The following is a 21,009-nucleotide window of genomic DNA, read 5'->3' as shown; positions in this document are numbered from 1 at the left end:
GGTCGTCTTGCGCAAGGAACCTGCGTTGTTGCGGCCGTGTTTGCAAGGTATTGCAGAATGTTTCGGCAAGAGCTAGCGTGCGGGCCAATCAGCGACCAGAGGAAGGCCGTCGATGAAACCCCCGCCGATACCCCGCAAGGCCGTGCTCGCCCTCGTCTTCCTACTCACCCTCACCCTGGTCGGTACGCCGGTGGCGGTGCATCCGACCGGTCCCGCCCAGGCCGCGCCCGCTGCCACCGGAGCCGTCACCTGGTCCACTCAGCCCTCCGCTGCCGCGCTGCTGGCGGCCGGCGCCAACCGGGCACGGGCCGAGCAGTTCTACTTCGTCCTGCCGGACCGGTTCGCCAACGGTGACCCGCGCAACGACCGGGGCGGCCTGACCGGAGACCGGCTGCGTACCGGCTACGACCCCACGGACAAGGGCTTCTACCAGGGCGGCGACCTCAAGGGGCTGATCGACCGGCTGGACTACATCGAGGGGCTCGGCACCACCGCCATCTGGCTCGCCCCGGTGTTCAAGAACCGACCCGTACAGGGCAAGGGCGACGACGTCTCGGCCGGCTACCACGGTTACTGGATCACCGACTTCACCCAGGTCGACCCCCACTTCGGCAGCGCCGCCGAGCTGAAGAAGCTGGTCCGGCTCGCGCACCGGCGCGGGATCAAGGTCTACCTCGACGTCATCGTCAACCACACCGCCGACGTCATCACCTACGCGCAGGACCGGTACAGCTACGTCGACAAGGCGACCGCGCCGTACCGCGACGCTTCGGGCCGGCCCTTCGAGGACCGCAACCACGCCGACGGCAGCAGGGCATTTCCGCAGGTGAACCGGGACTCGTTCCCGTACACCCCGACGTTCGCGACCCCGGCCGACGCGAAGGTCAAGGTGCCCGGCTGGCTCAACGACCCGACCATGTACCACAACCGTGGTGACTCCACGTTCGTCGGCGAGAACAGCGAGTACGGCGACTTCTTCGGCCTGGACGACCTGTGGACCGAGCGTCCCGAGGTGGTCCGGGGGATGACGAAGATCTACGCCGACTGGGTACGCGACACCGGGGTGGACGGCTTCCGGCTGGACACCGTCAAACACGTGAACATGGACTTCTGGCCGCAGTTCAGCCAGGGGATCAACCAGGCCGCGACGCGCGCCGGCAAGCCGGACTTCTTCATGTTCGGCGAGGTCTACAGCGCCGACCCGGAGATCAGCTCCGACTACGTCCGCCAGGGTGGGCTGGACGCCACCCTGGACTTCGGCTTCCAGGAGGCGGCGCGCGGCTACACGGCGAACAACGGCTCCGCCAAGGCGCTTGCCGACCTGTACGCCCGCGACGACCTGTACGCCGCCCGGGACACCCACGCCGGCCGGCTGACCACCTTCCTCGGCAACCACGACATGGGCCGGATCGGCTCGTTCATCGCCAGCGGCCCCACGGACCCGGCCACCCACCTGCGCCGCGACCAACTCGCCCACGAGCTGATGTTCCTCACCCGTGGCCAGCCGGTGATCTACTCCGGCGACGAGCAGGGTTTCACCGGCGCCGGTGGGGACAAGGACGCCCGGCAGCCGATGTTCGCCGCGCGGACCCCGGACTACCTCGACGACGACCTGCTCGGCACCGACCGCACCCACGCGCAGGACCAGTTCGACCGCACCCACCCGATCTACCGGACCATCGCCGAGCTGGGCCGGCTGCGCCAGGCACACCCGGCGCTGCGTGACGGCGTGCAGGTCACCCGGTACGCGGCCGACGGCCCCGGCGTCTTCGCCTTCTCCCGGTTCGATCCGGGTAACCGCACCGAGTACCTGGTGGCGGTCAACAACGCCGCGACCGCGCAGACTGTCACGGTGGACACCTGGTCGCCCGGCGCCACCTTCACCGGCATTCACGGCGCCACCGCTCGGTCGGCCGCTGCCGGCGACGGAAAGCTGACGCTGACCGTGCCGCCGCTGTCGGCGGTGGTGCACCGGGCCGGCAAGCCGGTGGCGCTGCCCGGCGCCAAGCCGGCCGTCACCATCACCGCCCCGGACGCGCCGCCGGCCACCCGGGCCGAGGTGACCGCCCAGGTCACCGGAGATCCGCTGGCCACCGTCACGATGGCGGCCCGGGTCGCGGGCGGAAAGTGGACCCTGCTCGGTTCGGCGCACCGCGCGCCGTACACCGTGCACCACGACCTGACCGGCCTGGCCGCCGGCACCAGGATCGAGTACCTGGCGGCGGTCCGCGACGGCCGGGGCCGCACCGCGACCGCCCGGTCCACCACCACAGTCGGTACGCCCGAGCAGGTCGGCTCGTCCCGGGACTGGCTGGTGGTGCACCACCAGCGGCCGGACGGCGACTACGCCGAGTGGGGGCTGTACGCCTGGGGCGACATCGACCCGGCGTACGCCACCGAGTGGCCGCAGGGCCAGCCGTTCGCCGGCACCGACGCGTACGGGCGGTTCGCCTGGGTCAAGCTGAAGCCGGGCGCCAAGTCCGTCGGTTTCCTGGTGGTCGACGCCGACGGCAACAAGGATGTCGAGAACGACCGGACGGTGGACGTCACGCAGACCGGCGAGGTCTGGGTCAAGCAGGGCGACCCGGCCACCTACCAGAGCCGGGAGGAGGCCGCCGGTGAGCCGGCTCCGCCGGTCGAGGAGGGCGTGGCGGTGCTCCACTACCACCGGCCGGACGGCGACTACGACGGCTGGGGCCTGCACGTCTGGGACGGCGCGGCCAGCCCCACCGACTGGTCCCGGCCGCTGCCGCCGACCCGGATCGACTCGTTCGGCGCCGAGTTCCGGGTGCCGCTGGCCGAGGGCGCGACCGGGCTCAGCTACATCATCCATTCCGGCGACGAGAAGGACCTGCCGCAGGACCAGCGGCTCGACTTCACCGACGCCGGCCGCGAGGTCTGGCTGCTCGCCGCGACGCCGGGCCGGCTGCTGCCGTCCACGGCCACCGGCGCCGGCCCGGACACCGACATCGACAAGCAGCGGGCGCACTGGATCGACCGGTCCACCGTCGCCTGGCGCACCGGCCCCACTGACGGCAAGGCGTACGCGCTGGTGAGCGCGCCGGCCGGCGGGGTGCGGGTGGTCGACGGCGAGCTGGTCGGCACGTACACCTCGCTGCCGTTGACCGCGCAGCGCAACGGGCTCACCGAGGCCCAGCGCGCGGCCTTCCCGCACCTGTGGGACCACCGCACCTTCACCCTGGACCGGCGGGACCTGGCCAAGGTGCCGGCCGCCCTGCGCGGACAGCTGCTGGTGACCGAGCGGGCTGCCGACGGCACCCTGCTCGCCGCCACCGGCGTGCAGCTTCCCGGCGTGCTCGACGACGTGTACGCCCCGGCCACCACCGCCCAGCTCGGCGCCACCTTCACCGGTGGCGTACCGACCCTTGCGGTCTGGGGGCCGACGGCCCGGACCGTGTCGCTTGAGCTGTTCGACTCGCCGACCGCCACGCCGCGGACGGTGCCGATGCGCCGCGACGACCGCACCGGCGTCTGGTCGGTACGCGGGGCGCGCGACTGGACCGGGAAGTACTACCGCTACCGGGTGCAGGCGTGGCAGCCGGCGGCACAGCAGCTGGTGACCGCCTCGGTGACCGACCCGTACTCGGTGGCGTTGGCGGCGGACTCCACGCACAGCCAGATCGTCGACCTCACCGACCCGAAGCTGGCCCCGGCGGGTTGGGCGACGTTGCGCAAGCCGGCCGCCGTGCCGGACGCCAGGGTGCAGATCTCCGAGCTGTCGGTACGCGACTTCTCCATCGCCGACCACACCGTGCCGGCGCAGCGGCGGGGCACCTACCTCGCCTTCACCGACCCGGGCACGGCCGGCATGCGACACCTCAAGGCGATAAGCGACGCCGGAGTGACCCACCTGCACCTGCTGCCCGCGTTCGACTTCGCCACTATCCCCGAGCGGCGGGCCGACCAGCGGCAGCCGGACTGCGACCTGGCCGCCCTGCCGCCCGACTCGCCGCGGCAGCAGGAGTGCATCGCGGCGGTGCGGGAGACCGACGGCTACAACTGGGGGTACGACCCGCTGCACTACACCGTCCCGGAGGGCGGGTACGCGGTCGACCCGGAGGGGGCCCGGCGTACCACCGAGTTCCGGCAGATGGTGGCCGGAGTGAACAAGGCGGGTCTGCGGGTGGTGCTGGACGTGGTCTACAACCACACCTCGGCGGCCGGCACCGACCCCAAGTCGGTGCTCGACCAGATCGTGCCCGGCTACTATCACCGGCTGCTCGACGACGGCACGGTGGCCACCTCCACCTGCTGCGCGAACACCGCGCCGGAACACGCCATGATGGGCAAGCTGGTGGTCGACTCGATGGTCACCTGGGCCAGGGCGTACAAGGTGGACGGTTTCCGGTTCGACCTGATGGGCCACCACCCGAAGGCGAACATCCTGGCTGTCCGAAAGGCGCTGGACAAGCTGACCGTGGCCCGCGACGGTGTGGACGGCAAGCGGATCCTGCTCTACGGCGAGGGCTGGAACTTCGGCGAGGTGGCCGACGACGCCCGGTTCGTGCAGGCCACCCAGGCCAACATGGCCGGCACCGGAATCGGCACCTTCAACGACCGGCTGCGCGACGCGGTACGCGGCGGCGGCCCGTTCGACGAGAACCCGCGCCAACAGGGCTTCGCCTCGGGGCTGTTCACCGACCCGAACGGCGACCCGGTGAACGGTTCGGCCGCCGAGCAGCGGGCCCGGCTGCTGCACCAGCACGACCTGATCAAGGTCGGGTTGGCCGGCAACCTGCGCGGCTACCGGTTCACCGACTCGGCGGGCCGGACGGTCACCGGCGAACAGGTCGACTACAACGGCTCGCCCGCCGGTTACACCGACGCGCCGGGGGAGGCGATCACCTACGTCGACGCGCACGACAACGAGATCCTGTACGACGCGCTGGCGTACAAACTGCCGCAGGGCACCTCGGCCACGGACCGGGCCCGGATGCAGGTGCTGGCGTTGAGCACGGTGGTGCTGGGCCAGGGCGCCGGTTTCGTCACCACCGGCACCGAGCGGCTGCGGTCGAAGTCGCTGGACCGTAACTCGTACAACTCGGGGGACTGGTTCAACCAGATCCGTTGGGACTGCGCCCAGGGCAACGGGTTCGGCATCGGCCTGCCGCCGGCCGAGGACAACCGGGACAAGTGGCCGTACGCCCGGCCGCTGCTGGCCGACCGGAAGCTGGTGCCGGACTGCGCGGCGATCGAGCTGACCGATGCCCGGTACGCCGAGCTGCTGCGGATCCGGGCTACCACGCCGGTGTTCGGCCTGCCCAGCGCGAGTGAGGTGCAGCGGCGGGTGGCCTTCCCGCTCGCCGGCCCGACCGAGATGCCGGGCGTGCTCACCATGACCCTCGACGCCCGAGGGCTCGGCGGGGCGTGGAAGTCGGTAACGGTGGTCTTCAACGGCACCCCGCAGGCCGCGACGCAGCGGGTCGCCGGACTGCGCGGTGCGGACGTGGCACTGCACCCGGTGCTGCGTGCCTCGGCCGACCCGGTGTTGCGTAGCGCGGCGTTCGATGCGTCGAGCGGCACGTTCACCGTGCCGGGCCGCAGCGTGGCCGTCTTCGTGCAGCGCTAACGAGGTGAACCGGCCCCCTCCCGCTGGTGCGGGAGGGGGCCGGTGGCCCCGCAGGTGTGGCCGGTGGCCACGCCTGCGGCGATCAGCCGAAGCAGCGCGGGACCGGCGTCAGCGTGCCCTCGCAGTTGGTCGGCTTGTTGGCCGTGATGGCCGACTTGTCGTCCACCTCGACGCGACCCAGGAAGTTGAACACGCCGCCCGGGCGGAGAGTCGCGAAGTTGTGCGCGACCCGCGTCTGGTCGAGGTCGATCTCGGCGAGGACGTTGAACACGCCACCGCCGACACCCAGCGGACCGACTGCCCGGTTGCCGCTGATCTCGCTCTTGCGGAAGGTGGCCTCGCTGAGGACGGCGAACACACCGCCGCCGAAGAAGCCTGCCTTGTTTGCGACGATCTTGCTCTCCTCGACATTTGCGATCGAGCCGAGCGCCAGGGCGATGCCGCCGCCCACGCCGACCGTGGCGTTGTCGACGATCTCGACGTGCGACAGTTCGAAGTTGCTGTCACCCGCCGCGGTGATCCCGCCGCCGGCCAGGCCCGCCGTGTTGTTGGCGACCTTGGTGTGCTTGACCGCGGTGGTGCCCTCGATGTCGAGCAGGCCACCACCGAAGCCGAGCGTCTCGTTGTCCTTGATCTCGCTCCGCTCGATCAAGGCGGTGCCGCCGTCGATGTCCGGGCCGAAGATGAACGCCGCGCCGTTGGCGACGCCACCGCCGCCGATGGCGGCGTCGTTGTTGCTGACCCGCGACTCGCGGACCTCCAGGACGCCGGCATTGAAGATGCCGCCACCGTAGAAGAAGGCGGTGTTGTCGGCGACCGTGGTGTGGTGCAGGCTGGTCCGGCCGAAGTTGGCGAGGCCGCCGCCGAGGCTGCCGGCCTGGTTACCCACGATGTGGGTCTCCTCGAACTTCGCGGTGCCGCCCGCGTGCACCAGGACGCCGCCACCGGCGTGCGATCCCCCGTCGAGCAGCGTCGTCGCCTCGTTCTTGGCGTGCGCGGCCTTGAGCGCCTCGCCCTTCGGCTTGGCCTGCAACAACGGCAGGTAGTCCTGGCCGGCCTGGGCGGCCTTGGTCGCCTCGACCGAGTTGGAGAACCGGGACCACGCTGCTTCAGCGGTCTCGCCGAGCAGGCGGGACCGCACGGTCTGGCCATTCTTGATGGTCAGACCCTTCGCGGTCAGGTGCCCGCCCCGGCCCACGGTGAGGATCCGGAACTGATGGGCGGTGGCATCCCGGACGATCTTGGTGTCGTGCCCCTTGAGCACGATGTTCTCCTTGATCACCGGCAGGCCGTTGCCGTGCTCGTCGGACCGGGTCAAGGTGTAGGTGCAGTCCTTGGCCAGTTCCAGCACGCCGCCGTGGTTCTCGTTGGCGAAGATGATCGCCTGGATCAGCTTGTCGGAGTTGCAGGGCACCTCCTTTCCGCGACCCTCACGTTCGTCCTTGCCGTGGCGTCCCTCGCGTTCGCCCTTGCCGTGGCCTGCGTCGCGTTCGTCCTTGCCCTGGCCTCCTTCGCGTTCGTCCCGCTTGCCCTCGTGCTCGCCCGCGCCCGGGCCGCCGTCCCTGCTGACCTGCTGCGTGGTGGACCAGCGGAGACCCTCGGAACCGACCGCGCCGGCGCCGGTGGCGACACCGACGGCGGCGATGCTGACCACGCCGGTGAGACCGGCGACGCCGCTGGCGAGCCAGAGCTTGCGGCGCCGCTTGGACGCCGCCGCCGGCTCGGCGGCGTTGTTCTTAGCTAGGTAGTTGGACATCGGAGCTCTCTGCCCTCTCGTCGTGCCAGACAGGGTCGTCACGCCAGGTGAGCGTCCCCTGCTACAAATCGGTTGTAGCTCCCAGATGCACCGTATGAGAAGGATCCTCGCCTCGGGCTCATATACGAAATAACCCCGCATTCGGGGTGTGGGAGGCCGGCGATGTCCAACCAGCACCAGATCGACCCAGCCCGTGAGCTGCGGGATCCCGGTGACGAGGGGGTGGTCCGGGAACGGTTGGGGCTCCTCCCTGCCGTCACCGGTGCGGAGGAGCCCCTGCTATGTGGTGGTGCTGTCCGTGTTGCTCGCTGCTCGGCGTCAGGTCAGCCGAAGCAACGGTCCGGAATGATCGTGCTGCCGATGCAGTTGGTCGGTCGGTTGCCGGTGACGGCGGAAGCCCGGTCGATGGTGACCCCATCGTTGTTTGTGGATATTCCTCCCGGAGCCGACACTGAAACGTTCTGCGCCACCTTCGACCGTTCCAGTCGTACCCGGCCGAGGTTGTTGACGATGCCGCCGCCCGCCGAGTCCTGGCCGACCGCCTGGTTGGCCACCACCTCGGTGTCCCGCAGCAGCACGTCGCCAAGCCAGACGTAGAGACCGGCCCCCACACCGCCGGCGACGTTCTCCGTGATCACGCTCTGCTCGATCACGGCACTGCTCTCCAGGCTGACGGCCACCCCGCCGGCGTCTGCGTCGGTGGAGTTGCGGGCCACCAGGACGCGCTGAAGTGCAAGCCTGGTGCCGTGGTAGGCGACGATCCCGCCGCCACCCTCGCTCGCGGTGTTGTCGACGACCTCGCTCTGGCCGACCGTGGTGGTGCCCAGCACGTCGAGGATGCCGCCACCGACCCCGGCGGTGCGGTTGTGGCTGATGGCGCTCCGCCACAGCCAGACGGTGCCGCCCGACCGGCGAGTGCCGTCCGGGGGTGCGCCGTTGCCGATGCCGCCGCCACCGATCTGGGCGCTGTTCCCCGCGATCCGGGTGTCCTCCACCCGCAGTACCCCGGCGTTGAAGACACCGCCGCCGGACCCGGCGGCACTGTTCCGCTCGACAAGCGTGTGGGTGAGCCGGGTGGTGCCGAAGTTGGCCACCGCCCCGCCGTTGCCGCCGGAGTGGTTGATCGAGAACTCGCTGCGCTCGATGTCGGCCCGGCCGCCCCGCTGCACGAGCAGGCCCGCGCCGTCGCTCGGACCCGCCACGGCCGCCGCAGCTGCCGCTTTCGGGGCTGCGGATTTCGGGGTTGCCGGCTTGGCCGCCGCCGGCGCTTGTGGTGTGGCTGCCGGCTTCTTTGTCGTCGGAGTCGGGCCGCCGAACGGGCCGATCAGGTTCTTCGGCCTGGCCGGGAGGGCGATCAGATCGGCCGGGGTCTGGCCACCCTTGATCGTCACCTGCCGAAGGGTCAGGTGACCGCCACGGCCGACGTGCAGGATCCGGAACGGATCGACGTTCGCCGCCCGCGTGATCCGGGTGTCCCGGCCGGTGAGGGTGATCGCCTGCCTGATCACCGGTAGGCCGTCGCCGCGCTCGGCGCGGGTCAGTTCGTAGGTGCACCCGTGTGCCAACTCCAGCACCCCGCCCTGATTGGCGTTGGCGTACGTGATGGCCTCGATGAGCTTGTCGCTGTCGCAGGGCACCCGCTTCGCCGCTTTGCCGGCGTCCCGGTGCGCCGGTGGGCCGTCGCGACCGCTCCAGCCCGCACCGCGTTCACCCTTCGCCGCGCCCTTGTCGATGGGGCCGGCGGCGGCCTCCGGTTGCGGCGCGACCGCCGGTTGCGCGTCCGAGGTGCGGTCCTGGTCGCCGGACTTCTGCTCGCGGGCGGCCAGGCCGCCAAGCGCGGCGAGGCCGACGACGCCGGTCAGGCCGGCCACGCCTGCGGCCACCCAGAGTTTGCGTCGGCCTGGTCTCGATGGTTCCGGTGGCACCGGAGGCGGCCCACCGTAGTACGCCGTTACATCACTGGACATCAGAGCCTTCCGCCCTTTCCTGCTACCAGACTGGTTCGCACCGCCCAAAGGAGTGCGAGCAGCTACAAATGGGTTGCAGCTCTGATTGCCACCGTATGAGAAGGATCCTCACTAGGAAGACTTATAAGAAAAAACCCCACATTCAACCCGAACCGGGCAGAGCTACCCGCTCGGTCGGTCCGATGACCAAGAGGTTTGCGTCCGCCAGCCGGGCGTTTTCCGACGCAAACCTCTTGATCAACCGGTGAATGTGGGGAGAGGAGGGGGAGGGCGGGTCAGGCGGGTAGGCGGGGGCCGGCTTCGCGCTGCTCGGCCAGCCAGGTCTCCACCTCGTCGGCCTGCCGGGGCAGGCCCGCCGACAGGTTCACCGCGCCGTCGGTGGTGACCAGGACGTCGTCCTCGATCCGGATGCCGATGCCGCGCAACTCCTCGGGCACCAACTCGTCCTCCGGCTGGAAGTACAGGCCCGGTTCGACGGTGAGCACGTACCCCTCACCCAGCGCACCGTCCCGATACGCCTCCTTGCGGGCGTTCGAGCAGTCGTGCACGTCGATGCCGAGCATGTGCCCGAAGCCGTGCAGACTCCAGCGCCGGTAGACGGTCGACGACTCGTCCATCGCCTCGTCCACGCTCACCGGCAGCAGCCCCAGGTCGGCCAGCCCTTCGGCGAGCACCCGCATGCAGGTCCGGTTGACGTCCTTGAACGTCACACCGGGCTTGATGAACTCGATGCCGGCCTGCTGCGCGGCGTACACGATGTCGTAGACCTGGCGCTGAAGGGCGGTGAACCGGCCGTTCACCGGCAGCACCCGGGTCACGTCCGCGGTGTAGAGGTTGCGTCCCTCCACACCCATGTCCATCAGCAGCAGCTCGCCCGGTCGGGTGACCCCGTGGTTGTGCACCCAGTGCAGGATCGTGGCGTGCTCACCGGCACCGACGATCGAGCCGTAGCCGACGTCGTTGCCGTCGTGCCGGGCGCGCAGCGCGAAGATCCCCTCCAACAGCCGTTCCGAGACACCCCGGTCGGCCGGCAGCACGCGGGCCACGTCCTCGAAGCCGCGCACCGTGGCGTCGATCGCGTCCTGGAGCTGGCCGATCTCCCACTCGTCCTTGACCAGCTTCAGCTCGGAAATGGTGATCGCCAACTCGCGGTCGCGGGCCGGCTGGCCTTCCTCCCGCACGCCGTCGTACGGGCGTACGGCGGCGTCCACGCCCGCGTCGAAGCCGCGCAGCACCCGGGTCCGGGCCGGTGCGAGCCCGGCCAGCGCCGCTTCCAGCTCGGTCAGGTCGGCGGTGGGCAGGCCCAGCTCGGTCGACTTCTCCGCCAGGGTGTGCCGGCGGCCCACCCACAGCTCGCCGTGCCGGCTGCGGAAGAACTCGTCGCTCTCCCGGGAGGAGCGGGGCCGCATGAACAGGGTGGCGTCGTGGCCGGAGCCGTTGGGCCGCAACACCAGGACGCTGTCCGGATCGTGGTCACCGGTCAGGTACGCGAAGTCGCTGCCCGGCCGGAACCGGTACTCGGTGTCGTTGGCGCGTACCTTCTCGGGGCCGGTGGGGATGACAAGCGTCTCGCCCGGAAAGGCCGCCGAGAGCGCGGCCCGGCGCTTGGCGTAGTTCGGCACCTCCGGTCGTGGGCCCACCGGCAGGGTGCTGTCCTGCCAGCCCTGCCGCATGAACGACAGGAACGCCGGTGGGAAATCCGGGTCGTGTGACTCCGTGCCATCGGCCGGCTTGCCGTCGGTGCGTTCCTCGGTCATGCCCCGCTCCCTTCGCGTCACTGCTGCTCCGACGGTACCGCGTGACGGACGCGGAGCCCGAGCCCGCCAGCGGGTCACCGGCGAGGGCAGCGGTGCCGCTTCGCCCGATCGCCACCCGTGGAAAGATGACGACCATGTGCGGACTCCTGGCCTTTTTCAGTGCGCGCGGCAACGCCGCCGCCCACCGCGACAACATCGCCGGAGCGTTGGAATGCCTGCACCATCGAGGACCGGACGAGACCGGTGTCGAGGTGGTCGGGGACGCCTCCGGTCAGTACGCGGACGGGGTGTTCGCCCACAAGCGGTTGGCCATCATCGACGTCGCGCTCAGTCACGAGCCGCTGCCGTACGCCGACGGTCGCTACCTGCTGACCTTCAACGGTGAGATCTACAACTACATCGAGCTGCGCGAGGAGCTGATCCGCGAGCACGGCGCCCGGTTCGCCACCAACGGCGACGGCGAGGTGATCGTCGCCGGCTTCCACTACTGGGGCGAGCGGGTGCTCACCCGGTTGCGGGGCATGTTCGCCTTCGTCATCTGGGACCGGCAGCAACGCCGCGCGTTCGGCGCCCGCGACTACTACGGCATCAAGCCGCTGCACTACCTGGAGACCGTCGACGGGCTCTACCTGGCCTCGGAGAAAAAGGCGCTGCTGCCCTTCGCGCAGTCCGCGTACGCCGGGGACGCCGGGGTCGACACGGCGAACCTCAGCCACTACCTGACCCTCCAGTACGTTCCCGAGCCGGGCACCCTGCACAAGGGGATCAGCCGGATCGGCTCGGGGGAGTACCTCACCTGGACCCCGGGCGGTCGGATCGACGTGCGCCGCTGGTACCGGCCGGTGTTCCGGCCCGCCGCGGTCTCCGACGAGCAGAAGCTCTACCACGAGATCCGGGAGACGCTGCGCGAGAGCGTACGCATGCACATGCGTTCGGACGTGCCGGTCGGCTCGTTCCTGTCCAGCGGCATCGACTCCACCGCCGTGGTCGCCCTGGCTCGGGAGTTCAACCCGAACATCCTCACCTTCACCGTCGGCTACGACGTGCCGGGCTACTCGGAGATCGACGTCGCCCAGGAGTCGGCCCGCCACCTCGACGTGACCACCATCCCGACCAAGATCGGGCCACAGGACATGATCGAGGCGCTGCCGAAGATCGTCTGGCATCTGGACGACCCGGTGGCCGACCCGGCGCTGGTGCCGCTCTACTTCGTGGCCAAGAAGGCCGCCGAGCACGTCACGGTGGTGCTCTCCGGTGAGGGCGCCGACGAGTTCTTCGGCGGTTACACGATCTACCGTGAGCCGCTCTCGCTCAGCGGCGTCAACGGGCTGCCCGGCGGGGTGCAGAAGGGCCTGCGGGCGGTTTCCAAGGCGATCCCGCAGGGCGTCAAGGGCAAGAGCTTCCTGGAGCGCGGCACCACCCCGATCGAGGAGCGCTACTACGGCAACGCCCGGATGTTCACCGAGGAGGAGAAGCAGCACCTGCTGCGCCGCTACGACCCCTCGGTGCGCTACACCGACGTCACCGCGCCGATCTACGCCGAGTGCACCGAGCTGGACGACGTCACCAAGATGCAGTACGTCGACCTCTACACCTGGCTGCGCGGGGACATCCTGGTCAAGGCCGACCGGATCTCCATGGCGCACTCGCTTGAAGTGCGGGTGCCCTTCCTCGACCGCGAGGTGTTCGAGGTGGCCTCGAAGATCCCGGTCGAGCTGAAGCTGCCGCCGCGCTCGGACACCACCAAGTACGCGATGCGGCAGGCGTTGCAGGGTGTGGTGCCGCCGGCCATCGTCAACCGCAAGAAGCTGGGCTTCCCGACTCCGACCCGGGTCTGGCTGCGCGGCGAGATGTACGAGTGGGCCCGGCACGTGCTTACCACCTCGGGCGCCGGTGACCTGCTCGACCTGTCGTACGCGCTGCGCCTGCTGGAGGAGCACAAGCGGGAGGAGTTCGACCACTCCCGCAAGGTCTGGACCGTGCTGATCTTCTGCGTCTGGCACGCGATCTTCGTGGCCAAGACTCTGGACCCGGGCATCCAGCGCAACCAGTCGGCCCTGCTCACCAAGCCCGTCGTCGGCTCGATGGTGCGCTGAGAAGTAAGGAAGGGCCCCCTGCTAACGCCTCGCGTATAGCAGGGGGCCCCTCTTAACAGCTGCTCGCGTCAGCTACGGGAGCAGGTCGCCGTCGGCGTTGCACTGCTGCCGTTGGCGAGGAAGCCGAACGTCGTACTGCCGTTGGCCGCGAGAGCGCCGTTGTACGCCACGTTGCTTACCGTCACCGACGATCCGGACGTGGTGTGGGTCGCGTTCCAGACCTGGTTGATCTGCTGACCACTGGGCCAGGTCCAGTTCGCGGTCCAGCCGTTCAACGCCGAGCTGCCGGTGTTCCTGATCTCCACCTCACCCTGGAACCCACCGGACCAGCTGTTGGTCACCTTGATGGTGGCCGAGCAGCCACCGGTGCCCGGCGGCGGGGTGGTGGGGTTCGGCGGGGGCGTGGTCGGGTTCGGCGGCGGGGTGGTGGGGTTCGGCGGCGGGGTGGTCGGGTTCGGCGGCGGCGTCGTGCCACCGGTGCCGATGCCGGTCACCTCACCGTTGCCACCGTCGAAGACCACGTCGGAGCAGCCGAAGAAGTTCTCCTGGCTGTCCGAGCGGACCCAGCGCGAGTAGATGATGTGCCGGCCGCTCTTGTTCGACGGCAGGTTGCCGGTGAAGTAGTAGTGGCCGTCGTTGGTGCCGACCGCGCCGCGCTGCGGCGGGTTGGTCACCGTCAGGAACGGCTGGGCCTCCAGGTCACTCCAGGCCAGCGCGCGGGTCGGGCTCCAGCTGTCCCTGGTCACGTAGAAGTAGAACGTGCCCGGGTGGTGGGCCCAGTTGCTGTACCGGAACTCCATCGACCGACCCGCCGTCAGGTGGGTCAGCGGCCAGTCGTTGCGGGCCAGGTCGTAGCCGCGGAAACCGGTGGCGCCGCCGCTGCACAGCTGGCCGTCGGGGATGAAGCCGGTGGTCCGGCCGCCGGCGTCCGAGCGCAGCACGCTGAACCAGTTGTAGAGCGAGTTCGTGCCGCTCTGCGCGACCGCGGCGGCACAGGCCGGGTTCTGCGGGCGGATCTCCCCGGTCTGGGTGAGGCCGTCGCGCCAACAGAGGTAGGTACGGGCGCCCGGCGTCATCGCCGCGCCGTGCGCGGCGGCCGGGTCGGGGCTCGCGGTCACGGCAACGACCGCGCTCGCGGCGAGGGTGACGGCCGCGAAGAATATCGCGGCCAGACGAGGACGGTGCACGGGTTTCTCCTGACTCGCGGGGCACCCTTGGACAAGTGGCCCCGCCGGAACGAGCGGGTGGCGAGAGAGACCGCCCCCCGCTGGTGGGACGGATGCGACGATGCGGCGACCTGCGCCCAGGCAGTGTCGCCGGTGATTTGTCGACGCGTTGTGGATGCCCTCGCGTGCTGTGAACCCGGCGCCGATGGCGCGCAGCCCCCGCGCCATCCGACATTGCTATCCCAGCACGCCTGACGCATCGGCGCAATAGTCATCACTCGATATGTGCGATCGGCCCGGCTCGCGTCGACCGGTCCGCGCCAATAGCGTGGCTTCACGCGCCGCAGCGGCGTCGGCTGTGCCAGCCTGGAGCGTCACGTACCGGCCAACGGAGAGGACCCCAGATGGGATACGCGGTGGTGCTCGGCGAGGCGCTCGTCGACCTGCTCGACACCGAGTGCGACGGGACACCGGTCTACCGGCAGGCCATCGGCGGTGCCCCACTGAACGTCGCGGTCGGGATCGCCCGGCTCGGCGGCGCGGTGCAGTTCGTCGGGTCCCTCGGTGACGACGTACCCGCCGACCGGATCCGTGCCTTCCTCGCCGCCCACGACGTCGGGCTGGCCGGGGCGGTCACCGCGCCCGTGTCGACCACGCTGGCCGTGGCCACCTTCTCGGGCGCCGAGCCGGACTTCCGCTTCTACGGCGATCCGCCGTCCTACGCCCTGCTCACCCCCGAGGATCTCGACGTCGCCCTGGTCGAGGGCGCGGACGTGCTCTACTGCGGCTCGATCGTGCTGCTCGCCCCGGCGACGCTGGCCGCCGCCCGCCGCGCCTGGTCGCTGAGCCCGGGGCTGCGGGTCTTCGACCCCAACGTCCGGCCCCGACTGCTGGACGGTCCCTCGGCGCTGGCCGGGCTGCGGGCGGTGGTCGCCGAGTTCGCCGCCGGGGCGCACCTGGTCAAGCTGAGCGCGGCCGACGCCGAGCTGCTCTATCCCGGCGAACCGGTCGAGGGCGTGGCGGCGTACCTGCGGGAGCTGGGCACCGGCACCGTCGTGGTCACCCTCGGTGCCGACGGCGCGGTGGTTGCCGCCGCCGATGCCGATCCGGTACGCGTACCCGCGCCGAAGGTGACCGCGGTCGACGCCACCGGGGCGGGCGACTCGGTGATGGCCGCGCTCGTCGCCGAACTGCTCGCCGAGGGTGCGCCAACCGACCCGGACGGCTGGCACGCGCGGGTCGCCTTCGCCTTGCGGGTCGCCGGGCTGGTCTGTGAACGGGCCGGCGGCGCCGTCGCCATGCCCACCCGGGCCGAGGTGACCGAGCGGTTCCCCACCTGACCCGGATCGCTGCTGGCACCCGCGCCGCGACCGTGGCGGCGGCCGAAGCGACGGCGCTGAGCGGGTCAGCCGGCGGTGCCGTCCAGTTCGGCGTAGCCGCGTCGAACGGCGATCAGGGCCGGCCGGGCCGGGAACGGTGCGTCGGCGACGATCCGCTCCGGCGGCGCGCCACCGGTGTGTCCGGCCCGGATCAACCAGGCCAGCTCGACGAGTTGGGCGTGCTGGGCCCGGACGAAATCCGCGTCCACCGGATCACCGTGGCCGGGCACCACCACCGTGTCGGCGGTGGTCCAGCGCAGCAGCTCGGCCAGCGTGTCGGGCCACTGCAACGGGTACGAGTCCTCGAACGCCGGCGGCCCGCCCTGCTCGACCAGGTCACCGGCGACCAGCAGGTCGGCGTCGGGCACCTGCACCACGAGGTCGGCGTCGGTGTGCCCGTGACCGGGGTGACGCAGCAGCACCTGACGACCGCCGATGTCGAGCGTCGCCTCGGTGTGCACGGTGTGGGTGGGGGCCAGCAGCATGGTGTCCGGAAGTTCGGCGGCCAGCTCGGGCCGGCCGTCGCGCAGTTCCGCGTACGCCTCCTGGCGAAGCCGGTCCGGCTCGTCGCGCAACGCCGCCGCGGCCAGCTCGTGGGCCCAGATCGGGCGGGGCGGATCGGCGGCTAGCGTCGCGTTGCCGAAACAGTGGTCGAAGTGGTGGTGGGTGTTGACCAGGGTCAGCGGGTCGCCGGTGACCGCGCGGACCGCGGTGGCCAGCTCGGCGGCCTGCCGCGCGGTGGAGAGCGTGTCGACAAGCAGTGCCTCGCCGTCGCCGAGCACAAGCGTCACGTTGACCGCGAGCAGCGGTTCCCGTAGCACCAGCACCCGGTCGGCGACCTCGACGAAGCGGCTCATGACGCTTGTCCGGCGCGTTCGACGAACCGGTGCCGGTCGACAAGTACCCGTTCCACCTCGCCCGTGGCCACGGTCTGTTCACCTTCGGTGACGGTGATCTCGAACACCAGCCGGCGGCGGTCGACGGTGACCAGCCGGGCCTGGGCCGCTACCGTACGACCCACCGGCGTCGGGGCCAGGTGGTGCAGCTCGACCCGGGTGCCGACGGTGGTGGACCCCGAGGGCAACTCCCGCGCGGTCGCCGCCACGGTCGCCGCCTCGGCCAGTGCGAGCACCCGGGGGGTGCCGAGCACCGGGACGTCGCCGGAGCCGACCGCCTGCGCGGTGTCGGCGTCGGTCACGGTCAACTCGACCCGGGCGGTCAACCCCGGGGTCAGGGTCTGGTCCTGCTCCTGCATGGCCACAGCGTAGGTGCTCACCGGGCGCCGGGGAGGTCAGGAGGTGACCCTTTGGCGTGCCCGAGGCGTTGCGCGGGGACCCTTCCTGCACACCCGTTAACCTTGTCCGCGATGTCTGCCGTGACCGACCCCCAGCCCGCCGCTCCGACCGAGCCGCCCGTCTCACCCGACGGCGGTCGCCGTCGGGTCATCGCGATGTCGGTGTGGAGCGTCGCCTTCGTGGTGGGCTGGCTCGTCATCGGGCTGCCTACCGATCCGCTCTACGCCTTCTTCTGGATCTGGGCGGGGACCATTGCCTGGAACTCGGCCCGCCCCTGGCGCAGTCACCTGCGCTTCGCCCGGGACTGGGTGCCGGTGGTCCTGTTGCTTGTCGCCTACAACCTCTCCCGCGGTTTCGCGTACCACGACGGCACGGTCCCGCACGCGTACGAGTTGATCCTGGCGGACCGGCTGATGTTCGGCTGGGCCATGGACGGCCAGGTGCCGACGGTCTGGTTGCAGCAGCACCTGTACCGCCCCGAGGTGCGATGGTGGGACGTCCTGGTCAGCTGGGTGTACTTCTCGCACTTCGTGGCCGCGCTGGCCGCCGCCACGGTGCTCTGGATGCGCGAGCGCAGCCGCTGGGCGGCCTTCATGCGCCGCTGGTTCTTCCTCTGCGCGACCGGCCTGATCACCTATTTCCTCTACCCGGCCGCGCCGCCCTGGTGGGCGGCGCAGAACGGCCTGCTGGAGGAGGTCGCCCGGATCTCCACCCGGGGGTGGAAGGCGTTCGGCATGCACGGCGCCGGCAACCTGCTCAACGCCGGACAGCTGGCCTCGAACCCGGTGGCGGCGATGCCGTCGCTGCACACCGCGTTCGCACTCTTCGTGGTGGTGTTCTTCCTGCGCAACGTCCGGCGTCGCTGGTGGCCGCTGCTGCTGTCGTATCCGCTGGCGATGACCTTCACGCTTGTCTACAGCGGTGAGCACTACGTGATCGACGTGCTTGTCGGTTGGGCCTACGTCGGGATGACCTTCCTGGCGGTCGGCCTGGCCGAGCGCTGGTGGGCCCGCCGCAAGTCCCGCCGCCCCCAACCCACCCCCACCCCACCCCCACTGCGCCGCGATCTTGCAGTTTCGGTCGCCGATATGCGTATTTCGCGACCTTCGCCCAGGCAAAAAGTGCAAGATCGCTGAAGTGTGTGGCGTGGCGTGGGGCGGGGGGTGTCCCTATGGGTTTCGTCAAGCGGGGACGGGGCTGGTCGGGCGGGGTTGGTAGGGGATCTTGTCGCGGAGCATGGCGTATAGGACGTCGCAGCGGCGTCGGGCGAGGCAGATGAGGGCGGCGTTGTGGCGTTTACCTTCGGCGCGTTTGCGGTCGTAGTAGGCGCGGCTGACGGGGTCTGCGAGGGATGCGAACGCGGCGAGGAAGAACGCGCGTTTGAGGTTCTTGTTGCCGCCTCGGGGTGGGTGCTCGCCGCGGATGCTGGTGCCGGAGCGTCGGGTGACGGGGGCGAGGCCGGCGTAGGCGGCGAGGTGGCCGGGGGTGGCGAAGGCGGTGCCGTCGCCGACTTCGAGCAGGATCTGGCGGCGGTCCTGACGCCGATGCCGGGCATCGATGTCAGGACCGGGGCAAGAGGGTGTGCATCAAGCATCCTCTCGACCTGGTCGGCGACTTGGTCGCGTTGGTGTAGGACGTCGCGGAGGCTGTCGGCGAGACGGGGCAGGATCGTCTCGGCTGCTTGGGTGCCGGGGACGGTGACGGTCTGTTCGTCGAGGGCTGCCATGAGCTGTTCGATGAGCCGTTCACCCATGCGGGGTGCGTGGACGGCGGCGATCGAGAGTAGTTTGCGGCGACCGGCTTTGCGGAGTCCGGCCGGTCCGCCGCAGCGCGACAGCAACTCCAGCACGGCCTTGTGGTGCACCTTCGGGCCGAGAACCCGTTCCAGGGCGGGATGAATCTGGGTGAGTAGTCCCCGGATACGGTTCGACACGCGCGTGGCCTCGCCAGCGAGGTCGTCGTCGAAGCCGACGAGGACCTCCAACTCGGCCAGAGCCTCATCTCCGACGTCGACCCGCCGCAGCGTGTGCGGCAGGGTGCGGGCGGCATCAGCGATGACATAGGCGTCGCGGGCGTCGGTCTTCGCGCTTCCGGGGTGCAGATCGGCGATCCGCCGCATCGCCAGGCCGGGCAGGTAGGCCACCTGATGACCGCATGCCCGAGCCACCGCGACCGGCAGGGCGCCGATCGAGGCGGGCTGGTCGACCACCACCAGCACCCGACCGTGGCCGGCGAGTTTGTCGAACAACTGCCTCAGCCGAGCCTCGGTGTTCGGCAACGGTGCGTCGTGCAGCCGCTTGCCGTCCGGCGCCAACCCGACCGCGTGATGATCACCCTTACCGACATCCAACCCGAGGTAGACGCCGTATCCGCCGTGCACCACACCCGCCTCCACGCATCGTCCGTGGCCTCGGCCACAGGTCCAGGCGTCGGACTGCCGGCACCCACGTTACGAAGAGACCAACCCCAAACAGGGCGGCCGTGTCCCTATCAGCGGTCCGCCGACGCCACCCGACCCGGCGACAACACCCCCCGGATCATGCCTACGACAGGGGCAGGAAGTCATACCGGGCCGGGCGACCGAGGAGTCCCCGGCTGGGGACGATCAAAAAGGTAACGAGGGGTGGGGTGGCTGTTAGGTGGGGCGGCGGGCGGTGTGGCCGCGGGTGGTGAGTTCGGCCGCCAGGGCCCAGGCTTCGGCGAGATCCCGGTCCACCGCTGCGGCACCGGCTCCACCAGCGGTGTCGGCGTGCACGGTGGCCATCCCCAGCAGGCGCTGCACCGGTCCCTGCACCACCCGGACGCTCTGCAACCGGGCGTACGGCACGATGGTCAGCTGGCGGGTGAGCAGGCCCGAGCGGACCACGAAGACCTGCTCGGTCAGGCCGGCGCCGAGCACCTGGCGGCTCAGCGGGTTGACCCACCGGGCGCGGGACGGCGGCGGGCTCAGCGGCAACGCGGAGAGGTCGACGCCGGGCAGCACCTCGGCGACGATCCGCTCGCCGGTGGCCAGGTCACCGACGGGAAGCAGGCGATCCGGCCGGTTGCGCTGGTCGGACTCGCCAGCGGCGTAGCCGGCCACCTCCAGGCGCAGCCGCAGCCAGCCCTTCATCCGCCAGAGCAGCGGCCAGGTCACGCCCACGGTCTGCACCCGGTGCAGCGGCACGGTCTGCACCCGGGTCTCCAGCAGACCGTTGCGGATCCGCAGCCGGTCCTCGTCGCGGGCGAGTTGGAACCGCCAGTCATCGAGCACCCGGCGGACAGGTTGCAGCAGGATGCCGGCCATCGCGGTAAGCGTGCTCGCGACCGCGATGAACGACCACGACCCCTCGGACAGGAACTGCGCGGCCACGAACATCGCGCCGAAGGGCAGCAGGAACGCCTGTGGGGTGAGGAGTTGGCTGATCAACAGGTCCCGGTTCTGCACCGCGTGCAGCGGCCGGCCGGGTGGCACGGGCGGCTCCCCGGCCGGTGCCGTCGCCGGTGCCGGCTCGGTGCCCGGCACGGGGACGGTCCGGGCACCCGCCAGGGTGAGCAGGCGTCGCCGCAGGGCTGACGCCTCGGCGACCCCGAGGAACGCCAGCGGCGCCTCGGTCTTGCCGCCGCCGACCACCTCCAACCGCAGCTCGGCCAGGCCGGTGAGCTGGGCGAGCAGCGGGCGTACCACTTCGACCGCCTGAAGCCGTTCCAGCGGGATGGCCCGGGTCCGGCGCCAGAGCAGCCCCTCGTAGATCCGCAGCTCCCGGCCGACCACCTGGAAGCCGGTGTTGTACCAACTGACCACCGCCAGCACGGTGGCGCCGAGAGCGATCACGATCACCATCGTCACGAACCAGCCGAACCCGACCCGGGACAGCGTCGACCAGGAGAGCCCGGCGATCACCACGACCAGGGACTTGGCGCCGTGCAGCGCAGGGCTCAACGGATGCAGTCGCTGCCGGGTGTGCAACGGATCCGGTGGCGAGCCCGTCGGATGCGGATGGGTCGCGTACGGCGGAGGCGG

Annotated in this window: 11 protein-coding genes and 1 pseudogene; 4 read left to right on the top strand and 8 right to left on the bottom strand. The window is 70.6% G+C overall.

Annotated features, from left to right (window positions below; genetic code table 11):
* Positions 1-112: 112 nt before the first annotated feature.
* Positions 113-5,590, top strand: a complete 5,478-nt coding sequence (pulA, locus tag QQG74_RS22400; RefSeq protein ID WP_341716721.1) for a pullulanase-type alpha-1,6-glucosidase — start codon at positions 113-115, stop codon at positions 5,588-5,590.
* 82 nt (positions 5,591-5,672) lie between these two features.
* On the opposite strand, the gene QQG74_RS22395 is transcribed toward pulA, so the two are convergent.
* The 3 genes from QQG74_RS22395 to QQG74_RS22385 all read right to left on the bottom strand — a co-directional run bounded on the left by QQG74_RS22395 (position 5,673) and on the right by QQG74_RS22385 (position 11,070).
* On the bottom strand, positions 5,673-7,346 hold the full coding sequence (locus QQG74_RS22395; RefSeq protein WP_341716720.1) for a hypothetical protein: 1,674 nt from the start codon (positions 7,344-7,346) through the stop codon (positions 5,673-5,675).
* 323 nt (positions 7,347-7,669) lie between these two features.
* Positions 7,670-9,313 (bottom strand): right-handed parallel beta-helix repeat-containing protein, encoded by a 1,644-nt coding sequence (locus QQG74_RS22390; protein ID WP_341716719.1) that lies wholly within the window; start codon positions 9,311-9,313, stop codon positions 7,670-7,672.
* Between the two features lie 275 nt (positions 9,314-9,588).
* Positions 9,589-11,070, bottom strand: coding sequence for an aminopeptidase P family protein (locus QQG74_RS22385; protein ID WP_341716718.1), 1,482 nt, complete (start codon positions 11,068-11,070; stop codon positions 9,589-9,591).
* Positions 11,071-11,204: 134 nt separating this feature from the next.
* Between QQG74_RS22385 and asnB the strand changes: the two genes are divergently transcribed.
* Positions 11,205-13,166 (top strand): asparagine synthase (glutamine-hydrolyzing), encoded by a 1,962-nt coding sequence (gene asnB, locus QQG74_RS22380; protein WP_341716717.1) that lies wholly within the window; start codon positions 11,205-11,207, stop codon positions 13,164-13,166.
* A 68-nt stretch (positions 13,167-13,234) separates the two neighbouring features.
* Here the strand turns inward: asnB and QQG74_RS22375 are convergent, their stop codons facing one another.
* Positions 13,235-14,353 (bottom strand): lytic polysaccharide monooxygenase, encoded by a 1,119-nt coding sequence (locus QQG74_RS22375; protein WP_341716716.1) that lies wholly within the window; start codon positions 14,351-14,353, stop codon positions 13,235-13,237.
* 383 nt (positions 14,354-14,736) lie between these two features.
* Here QQG74_RS22375 and QQG74_RS22370 point away from each other — a divergent pair, with 383 nt between their 5' ends.
* On the top strand, positions 14,737-15,672 hold the full coding sequence (locus QQG74_RS22370) for a PfkB family carbohydrate kinase (RefSeq protein ID WP_341716715.1): 936 nt from the start codon (positions 14,737-14,739) through the stop codon (positions 15,670-15,672).
* Positions 15,673-15,737: 65 nt separating this feature from the next.
* Here the strand turns inward: QQG74_RS22370 and QQG74_RS22365 are convergent, their stop codons facing one another.
* Both QQG74_RS22365 and QQG74_RS22360 read right to left on the bottom strand, forming a co-directional pair.
* A complete protein-coding gene (locus tag QQG74_RS22365) occupies positions 15,738-16,568 on the bottom strand; it encodes an MBL fold metallo-hydrolase (protein WP_341716714.1) in 831 nt (276 codons plus the stop codon).
* Positions 16,565-16,966 carry a hotdog domain-containing protein gene (locus QQG74_RS22360; protein ID WP_341716713.1) on the bottom strand — a complete coding sequence of 134 codons (402 nt, stop codon included), beginning with the start codon at positions 16,964-16,966 and terminating at the stop codon, positions 16,565-16,567. The genes QQG74_RS22365 and QQG74_RS22360 overlap by 4 nt, the downstream gene beginning before the upstream one ends.
* A gap of 111 nt (positions 16,967-17,077) precedes the next feature.
* Here QQG74_RS22360 and QQG74_RS22355 point away from each other — a divergent pair, with 111 nt between their 5' ends.
* The gene (locus tag QQG74_RS22355; RefSeq protein WP_341716712.1) at positions 17,078-18,142 is read left to right on the top strand and encodes a phosphatase PAP2 family protein; all 1,065 of its coding nucleotides are present in this window, start codon (positions 17,078-17,080) and stop codon (positions 18,140-18,142) included.
* Positions 18,143-18,187: 45 nt separating this feature from the next.
* Here the strand turns inward: QQG74_RS22355 and QQG74_RS22350 are convergent.
* Positions 18,188-19,386 (bottom strand): annotated as a pseudogene (locus QQG74_RS22350) (IS110 family transposase).
* 255 nt (positions 19,387-19,641) lie between these two features.
* On the bottom strand, positions 19,642-20,955 hold the full coding sequence (locus tag QQG74_RS22345) for a PH domain-containing protein (RefSeq protein ID WP_341716711.1): 1,314 nt from the start codon (positions 20,953-20,955) through the stop codon (positions 19,642-19,644).
* Positions 20,956-21,009: the final 54 nt, after the last annotated feature.

Origin of the sequence: Micromonospora sp. FIMYZ51, assembly GCF_038246755.1 — a bacterium.
In the GTDB taxonomy this organism is placed as follows: domain Bacteria; phylum Actinomycetota; class Actinomycetes; order Mycobacteriales; family Micromonosporaceae; genus Micromonospora.
This window is presented reverse-complemented; position numbering and strand designations above follow the sequence as displayed.